Here is a 24917-nt window from a genome sequence, read left to right on the forward strand (position 1 = left end):
CCTTTGCAAAAGTAACGTAAATCCGCGAATTTTATTCTATATTTGTTTGAGAGTTTGAGTGAGATAACGTGGACGTTTGAATGAAATTGTATGGATAGGATAGAAGAAAAACCAAAATTTGCCTTTCTTGGCAACAGTCACATGGCGTAATGATTACGATGATTACAGTACGGCTGTGAATAAATTTATCCAGATCCTTAACCGGAAGATACACGAAAAATTGCAGGGAACAGATGTTGTCTATCTGGACGTATTCAATCGTTTATTGCAGGATGGCAGGCTGAATCCGGAGTTGACTCTCGACGATTTACATTTAAATGGTAAGGGCTACAGTATTCTGACAGAAGCACTGAAACGGGCTTCCGGTTTGTAAAGCATACCTAAATACTTCATTCCTTGCTTTTATTTATAAATTTGGTGGCATATCAGTTTATTTTTCCTATTTTTGTCCCCAATTTAATAGTAAATAACCCCCATAAAAACGATAAGACTTATGGAAAAAGTAATTATCAATTCGTACGAAGAATTCGAAAAACTAGTAGGCCAACAGATAGGTGTTTCCGATTATGTGGAACTCTCGCAGGAACGTATCAATCTTTTTGCTGATGCAACGCTGGATCATCAATGGATTCATGTAGATACGGAACGTGCGAAAGTAGACAGCCCTTATCATAGCACGATTGCTCACGGCTACCTGACATTATCCATGCTTCCTTATTTGTGGAATCAGATTATCCAGGTGAATAACCTGAAAATGATGATTAACTACGGTATGGACAAAATGAAATTCGGTCAGGCTGTACTGTCAGGACAGAGCATCCGTCTAGTGACTACTTTGCACTCGCTGACTAATCTGCGTGGTGTGGCAAAAGCGGAAATCAAGTTTGCTATCGAAATAAAAGACCAACCGAAAAAGGCACTTGAAGGAATTGCTGTGTTCCTTTATTATTTCAATTAATAATAAGCTGAAAAGACACAGATTCTACCTGCTTGTCAGATTTTGGTGACGGGTATATCCCAGATATTCCATCTGAATATACCCTAGCTGAACGGTGAGATAAAAGCGATAGAAATAATCAGTTTTTCTTTGCTTTTATGGCTTTTAGGGTGTTTTTTCGTACGGAACGGATAGCGGGAACTAGTAAGTCGGGCTCCATGATTTCCAGCATGGTGCGTAATTCCTGTTGTAGTTCCGGGATGGAGCGTGTCAGTTGATAAGCCAGTTTCATGCAGAGCGATTGTACGCCCGGTGGTTCCTCGCGGGATATCATGCGTTCCATGCAGAAATCGAGGAAATCCACTCGTGGCGGATTGGCGGCAGGTTGCTGGCATATCAGGTTCAGGATCATTCTCCGTTTTCCCGAGTGTGGACAGGTCATGGCAGTGTCGATCAATTTTTCTTGTTTCTGGCTCAACCATTCTACATCTGCTTTGGAGAAATGAGTACATACCCACAGTGCCTGATAGGAAACAATGTGGTCTTCGTCGAATATCAGCTGGTAGACTTCTTCTCTAAGACGCTCGTCGTCTTGTATGAAATGGAGTACTTCTCTGATATCTTCAATGTGTACACGTTCGGATAATCTGGCACGTAGGTTCATATATCTTTTCTTTTATCATTATGCTTCCGGCAGTTGTAAATGAAGAATGGGGAAAGGTTTGCCCATGTTGTCCGTTTCATCTCTGCCGATGATTTGGAATCCTAAATGGAGATAAAATTGGAGTGCCTTTTCATTCTGTTCGTTGACATCTACTTTATCCATCTGTTTTTTGTCTCTTGCGTATTCTATTAATCGTTTGCCGTATCCTTTTCCCTGCTCGTCAGGGTGTACAAACAACATTTCGATCAATTCGTCACTTAGTCCCATGAAGGCGGCAATCTTTCCGTTGGCATTGCGGATAACAAAAAGTTCAACGACTGGTAGATAATGCTCCTGCATCAGTGGTTTGTAAAACTGGATATCTTCTTCCGTCAGGAAATCATGCGTGTGACGGACGGACGTTTCCCATACATGGAGGATTTCTTCATAATCTTCCGGAGTAGGTTGGGAGATGCCGGGGAGATAATAACATTGGTGATCGTAGATATTTCCGTTGTAAGTCAGTTCTGCCTGATGGAGGGTTCCTTCATAGATGAAACCGTTCTTTTTCAGGACTTTCTGTGAACGTTTATTATGTGGATAACAAGTGGCAGTGATGAGGCTTAGTTTCAATTTTTCAAAACCGTATTTGAGAACGCCTTGCACTGCTTCAGTCATATATCCTTTGCCCCAATAAGTCTCGTCGAGCCAATAACCCAGCATTCTCACTTGTGGGTTTTCCCGTTTGGGATCGGGGATGATTCCTACGGAACCGATCAGTTGTTGCGTTTCTTTTAGTATCATTGCCCATATACCTTCCTGATTAATAAATGTGGAATGGAGTATACGGCGGGACTCTTCTAATGTCCGGTGGGGCGGCCATCCGGCATTGTTCCCCAAATTTGGGTTTTGGCAACAGGCGAAAAATGCTTCTGCATCTTTTTCCTCAAAAGGGCGGAGAAGCAAGCGTTCTGTATCAAGTGTTACGGAATGAATACTTTCTGTTTCGGTGTTTGGTCTAGCTTCAACTTCCGGTCCAACTTCAGTTTCAGTTCCGATTGCTGTTTCTGCTTTTCTTTCTCCTCCTGTTATTTCCCGATATACACATTCAATCCGATTTCCATCAGGATCAAGCACAACACTTTCAAAGTATCCGTCTCCCGAAGTACGCGGTTCACCGGCGATGGTATATCCTTCCGAACGCATCTGTTCGGTGAAACGTAATACTTCTTCTTGGCTGGGAAAGGTGAAAGCAAAGTGTGTCAGTCCGACTCTGTTTTCTTCAATGGGGGTGTTTTGTATGTCTGTACGACTCATGAGTTCCAAGTCAGTTCCCTCTCCGAAAGAGACAAAGTATGACTCAAATCCTTTCTTGGGATTAATGTATTTCTCATTGCTTTTTCCTCCGAAGAAGCGGACATAGAACTCTTTTAATTCTTCCAGCCGGAAGGTCCAAATGGCAATATGATGCAGTTTCATATAAATGTTTTTTTATTCCTGTTACTTTTTACTTTGTTTCAATCCTGATTCGCACCGAACGTGTTTTGTGTAGCTCTTAATGCAGTATTACGTATTCGTAAACGATGCGGGAAATATCAGCGATAGTCTTACTGTTCACCTGACTGTTTTCTTTAGAATCCTTCACGAAGACAGCTATGCTATAGGTACGTCCATCGGGTAAAAGAACGAAACCGATGTCATTATAACCAATCTGTTGTCCTTTCGCATTACGGTCTCCTGTTCCGGTTTTGTGACCTACGGTTACTTTTTTATCAAGCAACGGAGCAACCATACGGTCTTGCCCGGTTTGACATTCCACCATTGTCTGATATATAAAGTCTTTGTACACTTTTGCAAACAAAGGTTTTTTGCGGAATATCTCCAATAATTCGGCAGCAGCTAACGGAGTGGTCCAGTTTTGATAACACAGATTCAAGTCTTCGTGCATCGCCGTTTCTGTTCCGACGATGGCGCATTCCCGAACTCCTAATGAATGGATATACCTATTCACAGCTTCCGGACCACCTTGATAGTTGAAAAGAATATCGCAAGCATTGTTATCGCTCTGCTGAAGTGTGTATCTTAACAGGTCGGCAATACTCATTTCAATTCCCCCTTGTGGATATTTATCTCGCAGCGGACTGTAAGTATCCGGCTTTAAATCTGATTTTTTGATTGGCAACCGAGTGTCCAGTGATTGTTTTTTCTTTCCCATATAATCGGCCAATGCCAACGCCTGATGAAACTTGAATACGCTCATCAACGGGTAGTGAATGTCATTATTGACAGTTGCCGTATCTTTTCCGTTAATAATAACGGCAATCCCTATTTCAGCTTTCTTATCTTTGATTGCCTGTTTCAACTGTGTTTCAAGTTTGCTTTGTTGGGCAAGCAGGAGGGTGGGTACTAAACAAAGAAGCACTATGAATGAACGCATAATCAATTTCCTCTTTTAACGGGTTACTAATTCTCTATTGAAATTACATTCTCTATTGAAGTCACAAAGGTATAAATAGTAATTGCCTTTGCAAATTCTTACTTGAGATTTATAGTTGTATAATGAATATGTAGAGTTAGTTTCTTAATTTTTGTAGTAATAAAAATATTGATACAGAAATTAGGTTTGCTATTTCATTTATGTTATTTTTGTGATATCTTAATTACTGAAATATATACTATGTAAATATTTGGAAGTAGTAAACATCATTAAAAGACAAAACTAATATGAGCACTTTTCGTTCCATAGAAGAACTGGTCAAGAGTCTCGACCGGGAGAAAGAACTCTTGAAAGAAATGTTTGCCAAACGGAAATCTCTTTCGTTCCGTTACGATTATGCGCTTGAAATGACGGAATACAAGGAAGAGCGTATCCGCTATCTGATAGACTATGGAGTCATCCGGGACACTGGTGATTTTCTAGAAATGGAGGATATTTATCTGAAATTCTTTGAAGATGTGCTCGAAGTGAATGAAGAAATCAATGTCTCTTTCGTACAGGATTACCTGACGCGACTGAATGAAAACATAGATTATTACTTAAAGGAAAATAACGAACAGCGCAAGTACAATTATCAGCGGGAAGTGAAACGTTGCCTGAAAAATATAGCCCTGACTACTGTCCGCAACGTGATGGACTTGAAGCGGAACATGGATAATACTTATAAGAACGAACCTAATTACAAGATAAAGAAAACCAAACTTGTCCGGCTTGACGAGAAACGAAATAATATTGCCCTGTTGATTCGTAAAAGCGAGGAACTGATAGACTATGGACAGCCTGTTTTCTTCCGGGTGGCGATGGATGTGCAGATGCGGAATGTGGTGAGTGACGTAAAACTCCAGTTGAATGACTCGTACCATAACCTGATTGAAATCCAGAAGCAAATCATCCATTATCTGAATCTGATAGATTATCAGAACCGTATCCTTGAAAAAGTAAAGAAACTGAAGTACCTGAAAGACCAGTTCCTGTTGGAAGAGCATACAAGTATCCGCTCTGTCGCCGCACAAAAAAATCCCGTTTGGATGGAGCCGCAGGTCGGCTATCGCATCAAACTCTCCATTGATAATCTACGTACTTCCGATGAGGCTTTTCAGATTTTGAAGAAACTTGTCGCACGGCAGAAAAATACTCCGAAGGGAATGAAACAACTGGCAGATGCCATTCCGGAAGGATACCTGGATGGGCAGTCGCAAATGATAGATACCGTAAACCTGCAGGAAGTGCATAATTCATTTATGGCATCCAGCACCCATCTGTTCTCTTTTGTGATGAACTATCGCTACCGGAAAGAGGTGACACGTGGAGAGAAATTAATCTTTTTCTGCCAACTGGCATCACAGTATGCCGACGAACTTCGCTTTACGGATACTTATGAAATCTCCGACGAAGTGGAATACCCTTTAATATATGCCAAATAATATATGATGAATACAGAAAATAGATGACCATGAAATACACTGAAGAGATATTTAATATACTTAGCAAAGGGGGATTCATTTCTTCCAACAGTGTCTCTACCCAAGTGAAACGCTTGTATGATGCCATTGAGGAAGGGAAGTGAAGTTGGATGGGAACGTACATTTTATAGGTACGCAAGGTGTCGGTAAGAGTACGCTGCTTCGTGCTATCCTCTTCTTTTACAATGCTGACAAACTAAGATTGGGCATTCCGAAAGAGAAGAAAAGTTTCGATGCTTTCTATTTTCCTTATGCCAATTCTTACATTATCTATGAGGTGATGCGGGAGAATGGGGCGTATTGTGTGGTAGCTGCCAAATCCCAGGGACGGGTGTTTTTCCGTTTTATTGATGCGCCATTCCAGCAGGACTGGTTTATTGACGAGCATAATGTGGTACATTCCGAATGGGGACGTATCCGCGAACACATCGGTGCGAAGATTCAGATTACTGCACAAGTGACTAGCTATGAGATGTATCGGGACATCATCTTCGGTAATAACCGTAAGCATGAAATGATACCCTACCGCAAGTTTGCCATTGTGGAAAGTGCAAAATATCAGAATATTCCCCGTACGATACAGAACGTCTTTTTGAATTCCAAATTGGATGCTGATTTTATAAAAGATACCATTATCCGTTCGATGAGTGATGAGGATATCTCTGTCGATTTGGACTTCTATCGAAGCCAGATTAAGGAGTTTGAGCAGGAATACAGGGACGTGATGCTTTGGTTTACAAAGAACAAGAATGGAGAAGTGCCTGTCCGGAAGATGGCGGAGAAAGTAATGAACGCCTATCGTGACTTGATTTATACCCAAAAGCAGATTGGTGAAGGGCGTGCGGAGCTTAACTTTGCGGAGAAACGGGCTTTGCATGAGATTCCGTTAGTGAAGGAGGAACAGGCTAAAGCGGAGACAGAGCGTGAACGGTTGTTGCGGCTTATGGGTGAACTGCAACAAAAGTACACCAAAGAACGTGATGGCTTGATTACGGAGATAGGTGTAATAAACGATTTGCTCAGGAAGATACGTGAGAAACGTCTGCATTACGAGCAGATGCAGATTGAAGAAATCATCAAACGGGTATCTTGCGAAGAATTATTGGTTCAGGAACTGGAACAAGTCCGGAATATGAAATCGGAACTGACAAGGGCTTATGAGGATGTATTGAGCAAGTACCGATTACTGTTTGAAAAACTGGAAGCTGATTTCCGTACTTTTGAGAATAGTCAGCAAGCACGGATAAATGTCCGGAATGCGGAGATTGCTGGTAAGCAGGAGGAATTGATGCAACAGCTTCGTGTGGAAGAAGAAAAAGTAAGGGTAACGCAAGAAGAGAAAGTGCAGACAGTGGATAATCGTATCCGGCAGTTGCGTGACGAACAGGCACAGTGTAACCTGAAACTTCAAAAGGTGAAATACGAACATCCCCATCAAAAGGAAATGTCCGATTGTGAAGACGGTATCAACGAACTGCGCAAAAAAGACAAGGAACTGGAACTTAATATTCGCCAGCAGCAAGGAGATATAAAGCAGTTGAGACAGGAGTGTGAATGGAAAGTGAAAGAATTGAAATGGGAATTTCAGACAAAGATGGAGGCCGTTCGCAAAGAGCGGAGTGCGATTGAAGAACAGTTGCAAACATTGGATGCCTTGATTGAGAAACGAAAAGGTTCGTTGTGTGAATGGTTGGAGAAGAATAAACCGGATTGGCAGGAGACGATAGGCAAGGTGGCGGATGAGGAACTAGTGCTGTACAACAATGAATTGCAACCTCAATTAGTGAATAAGGAGTCTACTCTGTCCGGCATTTGTTGTCGTTTATGAAATTCTTTCTGAATGAATTTTATGCTAAATTGGGCAATCGTGCGGAGTTTTTCATTCCTGCGGATGTGAAGAAACGCCTCAAGGACGGAAACCGGCAGCTTTATGATAATCAGTATTTGCGCTATCGGGCCATGTTGGTTTCTGACGAACGTCTAAGACCATTGGTGGCAATGATTCATAAATATGGGAAAGCGTATGAACAGGAAGGATATATAAAGTATTAAACTAGTCATATGATTACACTGGATAATTTTGAGAACGTTGTCCCCTTCTGCTCTCTACAAAATAAAAAAATGAAAAATATCTGTCATCTGTCACAATTTGTGTTCTAATTTGCAGATTATAAGCACTTAATGGTGTGACAGCACAAGGTGACAGCAGTGTGACGGCAATAATGCTGTCACATAAGAAACAAAGAATACCGGAAAGATAGAACGTTCAATCGGCTGTCTCTATATCTCTGAATGGTGTCCTGTCTTGAAATCAATAGTGACAAGTGGCGAAACTGTAGTTTCTGTATTGTTTGAAACTTTAGTTTCGTGTACTTGAAACTGTAGTTTCAATTACTTGAAACTTTGGTTCCAATTACTTGAAACTATAGTTCCTATTCGTTGGAACTATTGTTTCTATAAATTGGAACTAAAATTTCATGCAGGAGAAAATTAGTTGACCTGTAATTAATAACTTGTCATCCTTGCCGGTCTCGGATATTATGACTAACTTAGCAATCTCAACGATCATAAAGACGCTGACAAACATACTTATTATCAAATTAATGAAAATCACTCAATTTCGTAAGAACGAAGATACGATAGCGCTCAGCGTAATGGATCTTGATATACTGGTGAATAAGATAAAGACGGAAATAAAATCCCGTCCTGTTTCTACCTTCAGAGAGCATCTGCGATATACCCTTTCCGATAAACGGTGTATGTTTGCCGATAAACTCCCCCAAATAGTTCCCGCCGCCGAATTCCGAAAAGTAAACGGTCAGAAGCAGATGAAAACCTACAATGGTATGGTGGAACTGACTGTCGGTCCTTTATCCAATAAGTCCGAAATCGCTTTAGTGAAACGAAAAGCCTGCGAGCAACCGCAAACTCGTTGTGCTTTCGTAGGTTCAAGTGGCAAAACGGTGAAAATATGGACTACCTTCACCCGACCGGACAACTCCCTTCCCAAAACACAGGAAGAGGCAGAACTATTCCACGCCCACGCCTATCGGTTGGCTGTGAAGTGTTATCAGCCCCAAATCCCGTTCGATATCCTTCCCAAAGAACCGACTTTGGAACAATATTCACGCTTATCCTACGACCCGGACATTATCTATCGTCCGGATTCGGTTCAGTTTTATCTCTCCCAACCGTCATCCATGCCCGAAGAAACCACTTTCCGCGAAGCGGTTCAGTCGGAAAAATCTCCATTGATCCGTGCCATGCCGGGATATGATGCTGAAATGGCTTTCCTGATGCTTTTCGAGGCTGCCTTGCGCAAAGCATACATCGATCTTAGGGAAGCGGGACTCGAATTGCGCGAAGACACATGGCATCCTTTAGTCGTACAACTGGCTAAAAACTGTTTTGCTTCGGGACTTCCCCAGGAAGAAGTCGTGAAACGTACCGTTTTCCATTTCTATATGCACAAACAGGAAGCGCTTATCCGACAAATGATTGGCAATATATATACCGAATGCAAAGGTTTCGGCAAGCATATCAGTCTGACCAAAGAGCAGCAACTCGCCTTGCAGACCGAAGAATTCATGAAACGTCGCTATGAATTCCGCCATAACACTCAAATCGGCGAGGTGGAATATCGTGAAAGGCTTTCTTTCCGTTTCCGTTTCAATCCTCTTGACAAACGTGCGCTGAACAGCATTGCCTTGGATGCGCAAATGGAAGGCATTCCGTTGTGGGACAGGGATATCAGCCGTTATGTCTACTCCAATCGCGTGCCCGTATTCAATCCGTTGGAAGATTTTCTCTACCGGCTTCCCGGGTGGGACGGCAAAGACCGTATCCGCGCGTTGGCAGCCACCGTTCCCTGTAAGAATCCGTATTGGACGGATTTATTCCACCGTTGGTTCCTCAATATGGTTTCTCATTGGAAAGGAAGCGATAAAAAGTATGCCAACAGTGTATCGCCCTTATTGGTCGGTCCGCAAGGAACGCGCAAATCTACCTTTTGCCGGAGCATAATGCCCCCTTCCGAGCGTGCCTACTATACCGACAGCATTGATTTCTCCCGAAAGAAAGATGCCGAACTTTATCTTAATCGTTTTGCGCTCATCAACATAGATGAATTTGATCAGGTGAGTTCGACGCAACAAGGCTTCCTGAAACATATTTTGCAAAAGCCTGTACTGAATGTGAGGAAACCCCATGGGAGTGCCGTGCTCGAAATGCGTCGTTACGCCTCGTTTATAGCTACGAGTAACCAAAAAGACTTGTTGACCGACCCTTCCGGTAGCCGTCGTTTTATTTGCATCGAAGTGACCGGAGTGATTGACACCAACCGTCCGATAGACTATGAGCAGCTTTATGCGCAAGCCATGTATGAATTGGAACATGGCGAGCGTTACTGGTTCGACCGGGAGGAAGAAAAGATTATGGTGGAAAACAACCGTGAATTTGAACAAGTTCCGCCGGAAGAGCAACTTTTCTTCCGTTATTTCCGTGCCGCGCAGTCGGAAGAAGGGGAGTGGTTGTCTCCTGCCGAGATTATGGAAGAAATCCAAAAAGGCAGTTTCATCCCGATGTCTGTCAAAAGGGTTAATTCTTTCGGGAGAATACTGAAAAAGCAGGAAATCCCTTCCAAACATACGCGTAGCGGTACACTCTATCATGTGGTAAGACTCATGATCCGGTGACGGCAAAAAATGCCGTCACCTTGCTGTCACCTCTTGCTGTCACAGTCTTATCGGTTCATTACGAATGTATTAACCCCTAATCTGTGACAGATGACAGCAATTTACCAAATATATTCTTCTGTGTAGCGTTGGTAAGTTGGTTCTTCTTTGATTCCTTTATTGCGGAGCAATTGTTTGATGTAGGCTTGGTCTTTAGGCATAAGTCCCCGTTCTCCACGATAGAATCTGTAATATCCTGTTTTCCCATAGTGTCCTATCAATTGTATTCTGATACTGACCGCATCTTCATAAGGGATTCTGTCGAGCAACCGTTTTAGCCCCCATGCCACATGAACTTTGACGGCAGTCTTGAAACATTCGCATTGGTTTCCATCCGCAGGATAACGTGCCGGATTAACGATGGGAATATAAAGGTAATCGGCTGTTTCATTTTGTGCAGCTATGTAGCGCAAGCATTTTGCGGCTTGCGGGCATCGGTCGTTGTAACAACGGGCGAATTTGTAGGGGACAGACAGGCTGTCGGATTTTTCTTTCATTTTGTAGGGATTCTTTTATTTGTGAAATATTTGGTTGATACGTTTATATACGGGAAAATATTCTTCACAAAAGTAGGGCTTTATTTTGGGAATGGGAAGCGTTTGGACGAATATTATTTGTATGCAATAGGTGTTTTTTGAGCTATATTAATTTCTCTGTGTCAGTATAAGTTTTGAGAAAGCATCTCAATAATTTCCTATCAGTTTTCCAAGGTGGAGATGATTTGCTTTTATGTTATCTATTTCCTGTTTCTTTTATTTGTATCTAATCCTCTAAGTTTTGATAGCTCTCCAATTTTAATAATTGCCATAGTAATTTGTTTTAGGGTGAAATTTTTTAATTTAAATAGCTTGAGTACAAATATATTGAAAGAAAAGATATAAAGGGAAAAAGTCGTTCTCTTTTTCCCTTATATGGACTATTTTAATCCTTTAAACATTCTATCTATACACTTTTTCTTTTGTTCCATATTAGGATGAACATAAAGGTCGAGAGTCGTACTAATGTTGGAATGTCCTAAAATAACACTTACAGTTTTATAATCACAATTGCTTTCTATACAGCGTGTAGCAAAGCTATGTCTGAGTCCATGAAATTTTAGTTCAGGGATATTCAAATCTTTCATAAGCCTTTTGTAGTAATTGCGATACGTTCTTGGTTCTGTCGGCTTTTCTTCATTAGTTAGAATATAATAATTACCATTCACTATCTTTTTTAATGGTTTTAAAATTCTGATTAATTCTTTTGTAATTGGGATTTCACGAATGGAGTTTTTGGTTTTTGGAGTATTGATAATAAGTTCCGTATGTCTTTTTTCTCCATCAATGATATAGATGCGTTCAATGGTTCTTTTTATAGAAATAATACCTAATTCAATGTTTATGTCATTCCATTTTAAAGCGCATACTTCTCCGATGCGTAGTCCGGTACTTAGACAGATATAAATACCTAAATTTTTGAATGTGAAATGTTCTTGGATAAAACTCATGATTCGTTTTTGATGTGAGATACTGAGTACTTCTAAATGTCGCTTTTCTTCTTCTGTTGGAAACCTAATTTCCCATTCTTTATAATCTAGAAATCCATGTTTTACTCCAAATTTCAATATCATTTTCAGCACAATAAGAATATCTTTAATGGATTTTTTACTCAACCCATTATTGAGCTTTTGAAGAGTAAATTCTTGAACTTTTCTTTCTTCTAACTCATACATCTCTCCAAATGTCGGATTAATGTGGTTTTCAAGAATTAATACGTACGCAGCAAATGTTGATTGTTTCACATATTGCTTTTTGTCTTCTTTCCAAAGTACGGAAATTTCTCTGATAGTTTTCTTTTGAGTCATACTTTTTATATTTTTAGTTATACAAAACAGGGTAAAGCTACGGTAATTGAGGATATAATTGCCATAATGTTCCCCATTTGAGATTTCCGGAGTTCAGTGGGGAGTGGGAGAAAAACAATTTATCAAAATTCTCTTCTAAAATTACGAAGAAGAATAAAGGTAATGTTATCCAAAATGTATTATGTAATTCTGCGAACTTAGGAATTATCCCTCAAAATGATTATTTTGATAGAGATATTGCAAATGCTGATAACACAGATAGCTATTATATTATCGAGCAGGGTGATTTCGTCTATAATCCGAGAAAATCAACGGCTGCACCTTATGGACCGGTCAATATTTACAATGGAGAGAAACCTGGCATCATTTCCCCATTGTATCTTTGTTTTTCTGTTCTCAACATTTCACCAAGTTTTTTGTTCTACCGATTCAAAAGTTCTGTATGGCATCCTTATGTTTACTCCCATGGTGACACAGGAGTAAGATTTGACCGCGTAAGTATCAAAGATGATGTTTTCTTTGATATGCCAATTTATACACCAACACAGAATGAACAAGAAAAAATAGCGACATTATTATCTTTGATAGATGAGCGTATTGCCACCCAAAACAAAATCATTAAGAAATACGAGTCCTTAATTAAAGGAATTATGGTTGAGTTGCAAAAGCAAGGATTAAAAAAAGGTACTTGGAAGAAAGTGTTTCTCAATGATATTCTCACAGAAAGAAATGAACGGAATTCTAACTTGTATCAAGTGTTTTCTGTTTCTGTCAGTCAAGGAATTATCAATCAAGTAGATCACCTTGGACGTTCATTTTCGGCGAAAGATACATCAAAATATAATGTAGTGCATTACGGAGATTTAGTTTATACTAAAAGCCCTACTGGATCATTCCCTTATGGTATTGTAAAACAAAGCCTTAATCGTGAAAGAGTTGCGGTTTCACCATTGTATGGTGTTTATGTACCCAATAGTCTTGCTATCGGAGTGTATCTTCATAAATACTTTATGAGTGAAATAAATACACATAACTACTTGCATCCTCTTATTCAGAAAGGAGCAAAGAATACTATTAATATAACAAATCAACGTTTCTTGGAAAATAGAGTTCCCATGCCTTTAGATTCTAATGAATTACTGCTGATTTCAAAGTTGTTGCGTAGTGTGAACGATAAGATAAGACACGAGCAAAACATGCTGCAAGAATATCAGAAACAGAAGCAATACTTACTTCGCCAGATGTTTATATAAACATTTGGCGGAGCAGATGCTGCTTTTGATTTTGTAAAAGTGAAATAAAATATCTCTCTGCTTCCAATTTTGTATATAATGTTTGGAACAACTCACATATTCTTTTCTGATTCATTAAGTCTGGAATCCGAACAATCGTTTTTCCCAATTCTGTTTGATTTATGCTTGCTTGTGATACCGCTTTGTTACAGACTGTCTTAAAGTGATTGAGTAACCGATTAGTATTCAGCACTAAGTATAGGTAGAATGGCATAACTACCTCTTTGTTAGGTATTAATCTAAGTAGATTCATTCCATGATACAAGTTATAATCTTTATCAATGAATGCAGTATTACCAATGTATTCAACGCTATTTATATTGCTGAACAAAATGTCTCCAATTTGCAGTCTGTAATTTCCTGAAGATTCAAAAGGAGCGACATATCCTGCACGTTCCATATTGACCTTATGTCCTGAGATTGTTTCAATACGAGATACTTTTAAGCCATCTTTTAACGTAAGTTGATTACCTGAGTAACCGCTTCTAATTTCACAAATTTCTCCTAATTTGTAATTGATACCTGTGTTTGTGAATGCATATTGATTAATTCCCTTGATTAAGGATTGTGCGGTTTATAGTCGCAGTTTGTAGATGCGCAATCCCTAATTTGATTTGAAAATACAGATAAAAGTTAAGCTAATCAGACGTTTTTTAGGGAAAATCATCGCATTTTTTGCAACATTATATGGCTTCTCTTGGTGATACGACAATAATCGAGTATATTTGTCGCAAATATTGCGATGTTATTGATTGCTTAATGACGCATCAGATATGTTCCAGATATGTATATACACGAAAGAGACAATTGGACTGCATTCCGTTGGAATGCGACTGAACTAACGGCACTTCTTGAAGAAGTGAACCGTAAACAGGGCTTGTTGTATGGCAGACTTGCTTCACTTGGCTTTGATAGCAAATTAAAAGCGATGGCGGAGAATCTGACGTATGACGTAGTTTATTCGTCAGAAATAGAAGGAATACGATTGAATGTAGATGAAGTACGTTCATCCATTGCTCGAAAATTGGGTATAGAAAATGTCAAACAGACGGCATCATCGCACTACATAGATTCTGTTGTGGCAGTCATGCTTGATGCAGTAAATCATTATGACCAGTTATTGACGAAAGAGAAAATTTGTGCATGGCAAACAGCATTCTTCCCGACAGGTTTCAGCGAGGGTTCGCAGATTGAAGTTGGACAATATCGTACAAACGAGGAACATATAGTTTCCGGGATGTTCGGTCGTGAGAAAATACATTATATTGCTCCCTCACCGGAACGTGTGGACGAAGAAATGGCTCATTTTCTTGATTGGTTCAATGGGAAAGAAAATATAAATTCGGTTATACGGTCAGCCATTGCACATTTCTGGTTTGTCAGCATTCATCCGTTTGAAGATGGTAACGGACGCTTGGCTCGCATACTTTCTGATATGTTGTTGGCTCGTGCTGATAAGAGCGAGTTCAGATTTTATAATATTTCCTCGCAAATAAATCAAGATAAAAACCACTATTACGACATTTTGGAAAAGGCTCAACACGGCGATGGCGACATTACAGAATGGATATACTGGTATGCAAGTATGTTGTCGGTTGCACTTGACGAAGCGGAAAATATCGTCAGTACCATCTTGAACAAAAGTTTCTTTTGGCAAAAGGCTTCTTCTGTACCACTTAGCCAAAGACAGACCGATATGCTGAACTTGTTCCTTGATGGCTATGAAGCAAAGATAACTTCCAAAACTTGGGCATCCTTGGCCAAATGTTCCAAAGACACAGCCATACGGGATATTCAAGACCTCGTGGATAAGGATATTCTTCGAGAAGATATTCCCGGAGCCAAACGACCGAGCTATTCCATTATATATGACCCGGAAGACATCACTGCCTTTTTCTCTGAAATCAGCATCGAACAGCAAAATGGAAATCAATACATCAAAGCCCTCTACAAGGGTAAGTTACAAGTATGCGAAAGAATTTTGCCACTTGATGCAGAGCGATTTGAAAAAGGCGACCTTCCATTAGAGAACCTGCTTGCCAAGTATTGTTCCTATTTAAGGATGAACTGAAATGTCAGACACATTATAATTCTTAATTCACTTGTATTAAGAATTTAACATCTCAATCGTTCTTACACATCCAAAATAATCCAGCACATAAAGAGGGAATGCGCTTAATACCGCAACTTCGGGACATTTATGGCAAATGTGCTTTTCAAATTGCTTTGAAAAAATCACTTCCTGCGATATCAAAGTAGCAGGTAAAGCAAAAGTATTATTGACAAGATTATTAGCCTTGCATAAGTGGGCTGTAATCAGTTCTTGCCAGACTGTTTTCGTGTATGAGTTTATATTTGACAATTGTGGCTTGCTATCTATAGTAGCAACAATCTTGTAATGAGGCTCTTTCAAGCATTCGTCCTTGTCATGACATTCGTCTTTGTATGGACAATTCCTTCGTTTGCATTTTACTGTCAATGATTTGAAACTTTCCAAATTCTTAAAATGTCGTATGGCTTCAACCATTGGATAACTGATGTAAAGCATTCCCTCCTCTGTTTCATCATTGAAAAAAGAAAGCATTTCTTTTATCTTATTGTCATCAGCCAATGTGGAGTGGGCATCATAATCAAAAAACAAATATATGTAGGCAAAACTGTCCCGATTATAATCTTTTAGAGTTTCGGCATTTTCGACAGTACGTTCCTTTAACAATGAAACGATATCTATTGAAAATCCTTTTTCTTCTTTAATAGTACGATACAATTGGTATATCTCCGCATCAAATACGCATTTTATGGCATGTCTAGCTCCTAAAAAATTACATTCTAATTTTTCGACAAGCTTATCCTCAGTTTTAGCTCCTTCAAAGATAAAAAGCGTTTTTTCCTTATTCATCATAGAAAGCTCCTGCTCGATAGATTTTTTCAATGTTGTGACCAAAACGCAATTCTTTGTCTGTACAATCTGCCAAACACTTGATTTTGTTATTGTTTAGAATGAAATTGCAGTCTGGGCGCAAAAGGTCATTCGTCATCAGATATGTATTATGTGACGAAGTGAAAATCTGACAATCTAATGCAAACAATCGCTTGCATACTTCAAAAGCCAATCGGAAATGATAGAAAGCATCAAACTCATCTATAAAGACAAACGAGGCTTTATCCATGCGTTTCAGCCAAAAATATAATAATTGTAACGATTGTGTACCTGTTGATGCTACTATTCTGAATGGAACTTTATTTTTATCTATTTGGCAAAAAATCTGCTTATCCGTGGTATTGTGTGCAACAAACAGGAAAGTCTGGCCACTCACTTTTTGTAGAAAGTCTGAGAAATCATCAAGTAGGTTGTTTGTGATGATAAATTCATCCAACATTGTTGCATTTGTTTCAAGGCCGATAAACTCACGAACATCAAGATTCCTGAACCAAAGCATAGTATTGACAAACCTATTGAGCTTGATTAAATAATGTTCTGAATTGAGCGGATAAGATGTAAGGAGGAAGTTGATTACGGACACATTATTGGCATTATTCTCAAGGTTCTTTTCTATACTTTCGTCCATAGGGAATTGCTGCTTGTCAATACGAAATGAGTTAGCTTTTCGTTCAAAGATATTCATCTTATTTACAAAAAGACTTTCCTCCACCAATACTCCGACAGCATTTTTTGCATAAATGTAATCTATTGTATCATTGTCAAATCTGAATGTGTATTCGAATTTAACGACTCCGTTATTGTTACCTGCATATATGAAATTTACATAGTAATCTATTTTTTTCCATTTTGGGGATAAATGGTTCTCTATGTCGAAAATCGCTAAACTAAAATTCGTCTTACCGGATCCGTTAGGACCATATATGATGCCATTCTTTATGACCCCATCTTTTATCACAGATTTGTTAAACTCATAATTGGCAGGATTGGATAAATCCCACTCAATACGATTGGCGAATCCTCTATAATTTGTTACTGCAAATTTTGTTAGCATATTTATTTCAATTTGATTCAATTACAAAGATACGTATTATTTCGATTGTTCCGTAATTTTTTTACGGTAGTTTAATCGAATAAGTAGTTAAATCGCTTAAATGAACAAAAATTAGGGATAAATGGTTCTGAATGTCTGCGATTATTGAAAAAATATTTAATGAACCCCATTCCAATAAGATACGTTTGGGTGATATTGGCTCATATATTCGTGGATTAACTTATAGCAACGATGACGTTGTTGAGCAAGATGGTGTTTTCGTTATGCGGTCTAACAATATTATCAACGGTAGTTCGCTTGATTACCAGCATAATATTGTGTCTGTAAACAAGCAAATACTAACAGAACAACAGTTGCAAGATGGTGATATTATTATTTGTATGGCAAACGGAAGTTCTTCATTAGTTGGAAAATCTTCTTTTTACGATGGTAATTGCTCAATACCTATAACTGTTGGTGCTTTTTGCGGTATATATCGTTCAAAAGAACCTATTGTGAAATGGTTATTTCAGACAAGCAAATACCGTAGGTACATTGGGAACTCATTGCAAGGCGGTAATGGGGCAATAGCCAACCTGAACGGAGATGATATACTTCGTATGTCGTTTTCAATTCCCGACGCACCAGCTAAGGATAATGGTGTAAAACTGCTCACATCGTTAGATACTCTATTGGAAAGCAATCTATTACTCTATGGTTTATACACTAAACAAAAGAAGTATTTGCTCCGTCAAATGTTTATATAAACAAATGATGGAGCAAGTATTGCTTCTGGTTTGACAAGCAGGAAGCATACTTTTCTTCATTTTCTATTTTATTCTCAATATTTCTAATAGTTTCCACTATGTGATGTTGTCGCTCTTTTGATGGAATTATAGTTTTCATATCAAGCCATTCTTCAACATTTATAGAACGCCCATCTCGGATGCCGTAAGTGACAACAATCAGCGACTTGATAAATCTTTGCGAAGTGAAATAATATGACAGGTACCTAAACTCTAACAAATCATTTGGACGCAATATTGTATATGCAGGACTACACACACCATGCTTATCCGAAAAAGCAAAACCACCTTGAAATGAGCGCAAATGAATTACATAGTCGCCTTCTTTCACAATTTTGTAGGTGTTGATATTACTACGCTCAAATTGAATATCCAAGTTCAAATCTTCTCTATTTACCATTCCTTTTTCTTGGCTAGCCGAAAGGATGTTTAAATATTCAAGTTGCTTATTTCGCTCGTTGACAATTTCAAAAATTTGCCTGTATGAATACTCTCTGCCTTTTATGTCGGAGTAGAGTTTTTCAATAATCGCAGACTTTAATTTTTTCAAGTCCTCAATGATTTTGTTTTGGGTGGCGATGCGTTCATCAAGAAACATTAATAATTTTGCTATCTTGGCTTGTTCTTTTTTGTCCTTTGGCATATAATGATGTGTGTGAAAGAAGTCTTGAACAGATATATTAAGGAGTCCGTGATTTCGAGCACCCTCTACGGCTATCTCAGAAACACCTTTATGCCATTTAGGAGATTCAAAATATTGCAAAATGAAGTCTGTTTCTACATTATCTTTTGGAGCAAAACATATGTAAAGAGATGATAAGGCCCCTTGTTCATAATTATCCAATCTCTTTATAGCACCCCATGGATAGTCAGAAGAATAACTTTTATTGTATGCAAATTCTCCTTTTTTCAACAGGTAGTAGTTTGACATATCAGTACTCGCCACAACCTTATTAAAGAATGTAATTTGGTCTACTAAACCATATTGAGCTGAAATGGTAAGGGGCAGTTTGGACAGGTTGTTTTTGTTTTTACGCATTACACGTTCTGTGAAACTATCCAATCTTATTTTCTTCCACTCTTCCGTAAACTCCGGAAATCTCAAATGGGGAACATTACATTTATTTTTATTGCTATTATTTGCCATAATCATTTCTTTTTTGTAGAAAATAACATTAAGGATTTGTGAGTGTCAAAATTAAATTAAGCCGAGCTCTTTTAAATAAACATCAATTTGTTTATCTAATTCTGCTCGTTTGGCTTCTAACTCTTTAATTTCGGCCATAACAGCATGAATGTCTATTTCTTCTTCCTCTTCAAAAGTATCCACATAACGGGGAATATTCAAATTATAATCATTCTCTTTTATTTCCTGTAAAGTTGCACAATGACTATATTTTTCTATCTCTTTTCTTTCGCGATATGTATCGATTATTTTTTTGATATGGTCAGGGCGTAATTTATTCTGTGTTTTTACTTTTTCAAACTCTTTACTGGCATCTATAAAAAGGATGTTATCATCTTCTTTTCGGCATTTTTTTATTACTAGGATACAAGTAGGAATACTAGTACCATAGAAAATATTCGCAGGTAGTCCAATAATAGCATCAATATAATTTTTCTTTTCAATTAGAAATTGACGGATTTTTCCTTCGGAAGCTCCACGGAATAATACTCCATGCGGTGCTACGCAAGCCATTGTTCCACCATCATTAAGGTGATAAATCATGTGGAGGATAAAGGCATAATCTGCTTTAGATTTTGGAGCTAGTACTCCAGCTTTACTAAAACGGTCGTCGTTGTTGAATTTATCTGCCGCAGTCCAATCTGCGGAAAAAGGTGGATTGGCAACTACAGCATCAAATTGTCTGTCTCCAAAAGCATCTGCTTCTAATGTGTCTCCATTTTGGATGTCAAAGTCATTATATTTAACACCATGGAGAAGCATGTTCATTCTGCATAGATTGAATGTTGTAGGATTCTTTTCTTGTCCGAAGATAGAATCGGCTTTACCACTTTTAGCGGTACGAAGAAGTAGAGAACCGCTACCACAGGTCGGATCGAATACATCTTTTAATCGCACTTTACCTGTTATTACAATCTCAGCTAAGATTTGACTGACCTCTTGCGGGGTATAGAACTCTCCTGCTTTCTTTCCTGCTCCGGCAGCGAATTGACTTATCATGTATTCATAAGCATCTCCTAAAATATCTATATCTCCGGCTTCTTGCAATCCAAAGTCAATACCATTTAAGGCGATCAATACATCGCTAATTAACTTGTTCTTGTCGTCAGCAGTTTTGCCTAATTTAGGTGAAGCTAAATCTAGATCAGAAAATAAACCGCCAAAATCATCTTCACTATCTTGTCCAATAGTAGAATCTTCTATTTTCTTGAGGGAACGTTCTAAGGACGGTAGGATATTCTCTTTCTTACTGATTAATTCTATAATGGTGGAGTAAAGATACTCTGGTTCTATAAAATAACCAAGATTCTGAATACATTCTTCTTTTACATCCTGTTTTAATTCTTCGTCTTTGCCATTCCATACTTCTTTGAAAGTTATATGATCTTCTTCCAATATTTCATTGGCGTAAAGTTCTATTTTTTCGGATAGATATTTGTAGAAAATAAAGCCTAATGTGAAATACATAAAATCACTGGCAGACATGTTTCCTCTTAATGTATTGGCTACAGTCCATAATTGACTGCGCAATTTTTGTTGTAGTTCTTCGCTCATATGTTTAATATAATTTTATTCCCAGTTAAACAATTCTATTATTGAATGTAGTTTGCCCATTACCCTTTTTAGGAGCGTTCGACGCGCTTTTAATCCTATTCTTTTCTTTTTGATGGCTTCCTGAAGTATTTCTGTTTTTTCTTTTTGTAAGAAATCGTATTCATTCAAAAATTTGATGAGAGCTTCTTTGTCAATATCTTCTTCCGCCGCCAAGTCTTGAATAGCATTATTGCGTTGTTGGCTGACATAGTTCGCAAGTCTGCTTTCCAGATCAATTGAACCATCTGCTTTGGATTTGCTAAATCCATCTTTATCATTATCTATATTCTGACGGATAAATCCATCTATAAGTTTTGCTTTATTACGCATGACAGCATCTTTTATCATAGTATCTAATATCTGCTGGCGTCTTTCTTGATAATCATTACTTGAAGGATCCAAGTCATTGATAAGCGTTAGAATATAAGCTACATTTATTACATCGCTGTGAAGCAGCTCTAAGCAGAAGTCAATATCGTCTAGAGTTCTTTTATCTTCTCCATAGGGAGGCACATCTGTGTCTCCTGTATTTTTCTTATCATCGGGATTGGGATTGATAACACCGGTGGTAATATCCAAATATTTGCTTCGAAAATCCATGAATTCTTGTTCTGATAGAATGAGTTCTTTATCATCAGGTTCAAAATCTTCATAGATTTGCATCTCTGCTCGTTTTTTTATAATTTCACGGAAAGCTAATACAAAATCTCTTTTTTCATATTCGCTTTGTAACCTGTCGATACTTTGTACATCTGGATATTTTTCTTTAAACTTCAAAGATAGCTCATTGAACTTTTCTTTTACTACAGGAAAAGGTTCACGTAGAATAGTATCTGCTGGATTATTATTACTAAATAATTTTATAGCAGCGTCTACGTTACTTTTTAAATCACGGAAGCATACGATTTTCCCGAAACGTTTCTTTTCGTTCAATATGCGGTTAGTCCGGCTAAAGGCTTGTAGTAATCCATGATATTCCAGGTTTTTGTCAACGTATAGGGTGTTCAATTTTTTAGCATCAAAACCAGTGAGAAACATGCCCACGACAAGAAGTAAATCCAAAGGTTCCATATCTTTCTTTTTTTTCTTCATGCGTAGGTTTATATCATCATAATAGGCACTAAAATTATCAGTTGTAAAAGATGTACCGAACGTATTGTTGTAGTCATTCATAATAGCTTGTAGTTCATCTGCTGTGACTTTTTCGTTGGCATAACCTTGGTTCATTCCTGTTTGTCCGTCATCTTGACTACTGTTAGCGGCGTAAGTAAACACTGCTCCAATCTTTATTTTAGGATTGAGTTCTTTGAATATTTTGTAATATTGCAATAGCATAGGAACAGACTGGATTGCGAACAGTGCGTTGAATTCTCTATTTACTGTTGATTTATTGAAATTCGTAAGAATGAATTTAGCAATTTCTTTCATGCGGGCTTCATTCATATAATCGATGCCAGTTTCATCCTTTCCTTTATAGTATTCAACCAGAAATCCGAGTACATTTTCATCAGCAATGGCATCTTTGATGAGATAGCGATGAAGGCAGTCACTAAATATTTCTTTTGTAGTATGATCTTGTTTGGCGTTTTCTACAAATATAGGAGTACCTGTGAATCCGAAAATTTGAAGATTACTGAAAAACTTGACAATATTTTTATGGCAGTCACCAAAATGGCTACGATGACATTCGTCGAAAATCATCACTACTTTTTGGTGGCGTACTTCTTGAAGATGTTTGTTATAATAATCTTTTGTAATGGCACAATTTAATTTCTGAATAGTAGTAATTATTATTTTAGAATTTCCACTTAACCGTTTGATAAGTTCATAGGTGTTGTCTGTTCCATCAACAGCACCCGGTTCAAATGCTTCGTATTCTGATTGGGTCTGTGTGTCCAGGTCATGTCGATCGACAACAAACATGACTTTATCAATGCCATCAAGTTCTGAAACTAATTGGGCAGCCTTGAATGATGTTAATGTTTTCCCTGCACCTGTAGTATGCCATATGTAGCCATTTTTATTAGAATTTTGTACCCGTTCTAATATACGCTCTACTGCATAAAATTGATAAGGACGAAGTACCATCAGGCATTTGTCGCCCTCATGTAATACAATGTATTTGCTTATCATTTTCCCTAGATTGCATTGATCGAAAAAGAAATAAGCAAATTTACTTAAATCATTGAACGGTATATTTTCGGCATCTGTCCAATTGAAAGTAAACTTATAACCACCATTAGGATTATTGGCAAAATAACGTGTGTTTACGCCATTGGAAATGATAAATAATTGTACATAATCAAATAGTCCATGAAATGAAGTTTTATGATAACGTTGAATTTGGTTATATGCTTCTTTTAATTCAACTCCTCGTTTCTTTAGTTCTATCTGTACTAGTGGTAATCCATTAATTAAGATAGTTACATCATAACGACATTTTTTTCTCCCTTCTATCGTTATTTGATTGGATACTTGGAATTCATTTTGACACCACTTGCTCTTATTTAAGAATTCGACCCAAATACGTTCCCCGTCTTCTGTCTCGAGAGGATATAGGTCACGGAGTTTTTTGGCTTTCTCAAAGCGTGTTCCGCCTTCTAGATAAATACAAATCTTATCAAACTCTTTATCTGTAAAATGTTCTCTTTTATGTAGGGCGAGTTCTTTTTTATTGTGCTTTTCAAGTTGCTTTTTAAAATTAGCATACAGATTTTCTTCTTCCTTAATAGAAATGTATTCATAATTCATTTCCTGTAAGGTTTTTATTAATCCGTTTTCTAATACTTGTTCACTTTGAGTAACCATATATTGTCGCATTTTTAGTCCATAATCTAATAGATTAAGGATAAAAGGGTTCAAAGTTACAATTTTTTTAGTACAGAAAAAGAAAAAAGGTTTTAATATCTTGCTTTTCTACTAATTTGTGTCGTAAAACATTTATTTGTAATATTGAATTGCTAATTCAATATTCTAATGATTCATTATTGTAAATGTAATACTTCACTTAACTTATCTACAACAACTTTCTTCTCATTACTGCCAATAGTAGACAATCTCACCAACGGAATACCATACAACTCCAATATATGATCCTTCTTAACATCACGTTCCGCCTGCCTTGTCCCAAATTTGTGTCCTGAATCAACATATAAAGAGGTAAATGGCAAATGATATTCAAATGACGCATATTGATGTTCTCTTGCAGAATGTCTTCTCCCATTGATTCAGATGGTTGCGGGAATGGTTGCCTTTGGCGGTTCTTATGGTACGGATTACGTCCTTTTCTCCTTTATCACGTGTCATGATAACAAGATTCCCGCCATAAAATTTCTGATTGCAGAAGTTGATGATTTTAGGGTGGCACCGATAATGCTCCCGTAATAAAGTCTGTGGTACATTCGGAATCACTTTGCAGACAGATTGTAGGAAACTCATACGGGCACAATCATATTCAGCCTTAATCAGACATGCGTTAGCGATAAAGTCCAACTTTTTCCTTATCTTCTTCCGTGACTACATTGGGGAGCTGCATGGTGTCTCCGACAATGATTGCATTTTTAGCGCATGATAATGCCAAAGCTCCTGTTTCTACCGAAACCTGTGAAGCTTCATCCATAATCAGATAATCATATACGGCATCCCGATGCAGGCTACTTACTGATGAAAATGTAGTGCTTAGTATAAATCGGATACTCTTTCTGTACTTCCCGCCAATTATCTTTCAAGTCTTCTAAAGTAAAGGCTGATTTGTCATGATTATTGCCATAAGTACGGAATAACTTATTTTTCAGATACTTCATCGATGCATCAGCCATTTATTAGCCATTTCCGCTGCATCTTTGTTGGCTAGTTCCTTTTCTAATTTTCTAAATCGCTCTAAAATGGATAGTGTCTCGATGTTTGATAAGATTCTTCTTGGAGTGGCTATTTGATAATTGGTAGGATCC

Annotated in this window: 17 protein-coding genes and 5 pseudogenes; 10 read left to right on the plus strand and 12 right to left on the minus strand. The window is 38.0% G+C overall.

What is annotated here, in order from left to right; genetic code table 11:
• Positions 1 to 142: 142 nt before the first annotated feature.
• Positions 143 to 373: pseudogene (locus A4V03_RS03985) on the plus strand (SGNH/GDSL hydrolase family protein); the annotation flags it as partial.
• Between the two features lie 120 nt (positions 374 to 493).
• Entirely contained in the window at positions 494 to 958 is a 465-nt protein-coding gene (locus tag A4V03_RS03990; protein ID WP_004308264.1) for a MaoC family dehydratase, read from the plus strand.
• A gap of 118 nt (positions 959 to 1076) precedes the next feature.
• On the opposite strand, the gene A4V03_RS03995 is transcribed toward A4V03_RS03990, so the two are convergent.
• The 3 genes from A4V03_RS03995 to bla form a co-directional block, all read right to left on the minus strand.
• Positions 1077 to 1601 (minus strand): hypothetical protein, encoded by a 525-nt coding sequence (locus tag A4V03_RS03995; RefSeq protein ID WP_065538047.1) that lies wholly within the window; start codon positions 1599 to 1601, stop codon positions 1077 to 1079.
• An 18-nt stretch (positions 1602 to 1619) separates the two neighbouring features.
• A complete protein-coding gene (locus tag A4V03_RS04000; protein WP_065538048.1) occupies positions 1620 to 3059 on the minus strand; it encodes a GNAT family N-acetyltransferase in 1440 nt (479 codons plus the stop codon).
• A gap of 76 nt (positions 3060 to 3135) precedes the next feature.
• Entirely contained in the window at positions 3136 to 4017 is an 882-nt protein-coding gene (gene bla, locus A4V03_RS04005; protein WP_065538049.1) for a class A beta-lactamase, subclass A2, read from the minus strand.
• Positions 4018 to 4304: 287 nt separating this feature from the next.
• Here bla and A4V03_RS04010 point away from each other — a divergent pair, with 287 nt between their 5' ends.
• The 5 genes and pseudogenes from A4V03_RS04010 (at position 4305) to A4V03_RS04025 (ending at position 10234) form a co-directional block, all read left to right on the plus strand.
• Positions 4305 to 5501 (plus strand): hypothetical protein, encoded by a 1197-nt coding sequence (locus A4V03_RS04010; RefSeq protein ID WP_065538050.1) that lies wholly within the window; start codon positions 4305 to 4307, stop codon positions 5499 to 5501.
• A gap of 29 nt (positions 5502 to 5530) precedes the next feature.
• Positions 5531 to 5635 (plus strand): annotated as a pseudogene (locus A4V03_RS21755) (condensin complex protein MksE); the annotation flags it as partial.
• Positions 5636 to 5640: 5 nt separating this feature from the next.
• Positions 5641 to 7365 (plus strand): annotated as a pseudogene (locus A4V03_RS04015) (ATP-binding protein); the annotation flags it as partial.
• 5 nt (positions 7366 to 7370) lie between these two features.
• Positions 7371 to 7592 (plus strand): annotated as a pseudogene (locus A4V03_RS04020) (hypothetical protein); the annotation flags it as partial.
• A gap of 551 nt (positions 7593 to 8143) precedes the next feature.
• On the plus strand, positions 8144 to 10234 hold the full coding sequence (locus A4V03_RS04025) for a BT4734/BF3469 family protein (protein ID WP_065540275.1): 2091 nt from the start codon (positions 8144 to 8146) through the stop codon (positions 10232 to 10234).
• Positions 10235 to 10335: 101 nt separating this feature from the next.
• Here the strand turns inward: A4V03_RS04025 and A4V03_RS04030 are convergent, their stop codons facing one another.
• Together A4V03_RS04030 and A4V03_RS04035 are read right to left on the minus strand one after the other, a co-directional pair.
• Complete coding sequence (locus A4V03_RS04030) at positions 10336 to 10770, minus strand: DUF6078 family protein (RefSeq protein ID WP_065538052.1); 435 nt, start codon at positions 10768 to 10770, stop codon at positions 10336 to 10338.
• Between the two features lie 419 nt (positions 10771 to 11189).
• The gene (locus tag A4V03_RS04035; protein ID WP_065538053.1) at positions 11190 to 12116 is read right to left on the minus strand and encodes a tyrosine-type recombinase/integrase; all 927 of its coding nucleotides are present in this window, start codon (positions 12114 to 12116) and stop codon (positions 11190 to 11192) included.
• Between the two features lie 77 nt (positions 12117 to 12193).
• Here A4V03_RS04035 and A4V03_RS04040 point away from each other — a divergent pair, with 77 nt between their 5' ends.
• Complete coding sequence (locus A4V03_RS04040) at positions 12194 to 13369, plus strand: restriction endonuclease subunit S (RefSeq protein ID WP_065538054.1); 1176 nt, start codon at positions 12194 to 12196, stop codon at positions 13367 to 13369.
• Here A4V03_RS04040 and A4V03_RS04045 read toward each other — a convergent pair.
• Entirely contained in the window at positions 13362 to 13967 is a 606-nt protein-coding gene (locus tag A4V03_RS04045; protein ID WP_084081110.1) for a restriction endonuclease subunit S, read from the minus strand. The genes A4V03_RS04040 and A4V03_RS04045 overlap by 8 nt on opposite strands.
• Before the next feature lie 225 nt (positions 13968 to 14192).
• Between A4V03_RS04045 and A4V03_RS04050 the strand changes: the two genes are divergently transcribed.
• Positions 14193 to 15479, plus strand: a complete 1287-nt coding sequence (locus tag A4V03_RS04050) for a Fic family protein (protein ID WP_065538056.1) — start codon at positions 14193 to 14195, stop codon at positions 15477 to 15479.
• A gap of 36 nt (positions 15480 to 15515) precedes the next feature.
• Here A4V03_RS04050 and A4V03_RS04055 read toward each other — a convergent pair whose 3' ends face one another.
• Positions 15516 to 16340 carry a hypothetical protein gene (locus tag A4V03_RS04055; RefSeq protein WP_157447984.1) on the minus strand — a complete coding sequence of 275 codons (825 nt, stop codon included), beginning with the start codon at positions 16338 to 16340 and terminating at the stop codon, positions 15516 to 15518.
• Entirely contained in the window at positions 16300 to 17403 is a 1104-nt protein-coding gene (locus tag A4V03_RS04060; RefSeq protein WP_065538058.1) for an AAA family ATPase, read from the minus strand. The genes A4V03_RS04055 and A4V03_RS04060 overlap by 41 nt, the downstream gene beginning before the upstream one ends.
• A 131-nt stretch (positions 17404 to 17534) precedes the next feature.
• Here A4V03_RS04060 and A4V03_RS04065 point away from each other — a divergent pair, with 131 nt between their 5' ends.
• Positions 17535 to 18149, plus strand: a complete 615-nt coding sequence (locus tag A4V03_RS04065) for a restriction endonuclease subunit S (RefSeq protein WP_141243560.1) — start codon at positions 17535 to 17537, stop codon at positions 18147 to 18149.
• Here A4V03_RS04065 and A4V03_RS04070 read toward each other — a convergent pair.
• From A4V03_RS04070 to A4V03_RS04085, 4 genes and pseudogenes are all read right to left on the minus strand, one after another.
• Positions 18142 to 19335, minus strand: a complete 1194-nt coding sequence (locus tag A4V03_RS04070; protein ID WP_236588673.1) for a restriction endonuclease subunit S — start codon at positions 19333 to 19335, stop codon at positions 18142 to 18144. The two genes, A4V03_RS04065 and A4V03_RS04070, sit on opposite strands and share 8 nt — an antisense overlap.
• 51 nt (positions 19336 to 19386) lie before the next feature.
• Positions 19387 to 20928 (minus strand): type I restriction-modification system subunit M, encoded by a 1542-nt coding sequence (locus A4V03_RS04075; protein ID WP_065538059.1) that lies wholly within the window; start codon positions 20926 to 20928, stop codon positions 19387 to 19389.
• A gap of 15 nt (positions 20929 to 20943) precedes the next feature.
• Entirely contained in the window at positions 20944 to 23775 is a 2832-nt protein-coding gene (locus A4V03_RS04080; RefSeq protein WP_065540277.1) for a type I restriction endonuclease subunit R, read from the minus strand.
• 176 nt (positions 23776 to 23951) lie between these two features.
• A pseudogene (locus tag A4V03_RS04085) lies at positions 23952 to 24832 on the minus strand (DEAD/DEAH box helicase); the annotation flags it as partial.
• Positions 24833 to 24917: the final 85 nt, after the last annotated feature.

The sequence above is a fragment of the Bacteroides caecimuris genome (genome assembly GCF_001688725.2).
GTDB classification, from domain to species: Bacteria; Bacteroidota; Bacteroidia; order Bacteroidales; family Bacteroidaceae; genus Bacteroides; species Bacteroides caecimuris.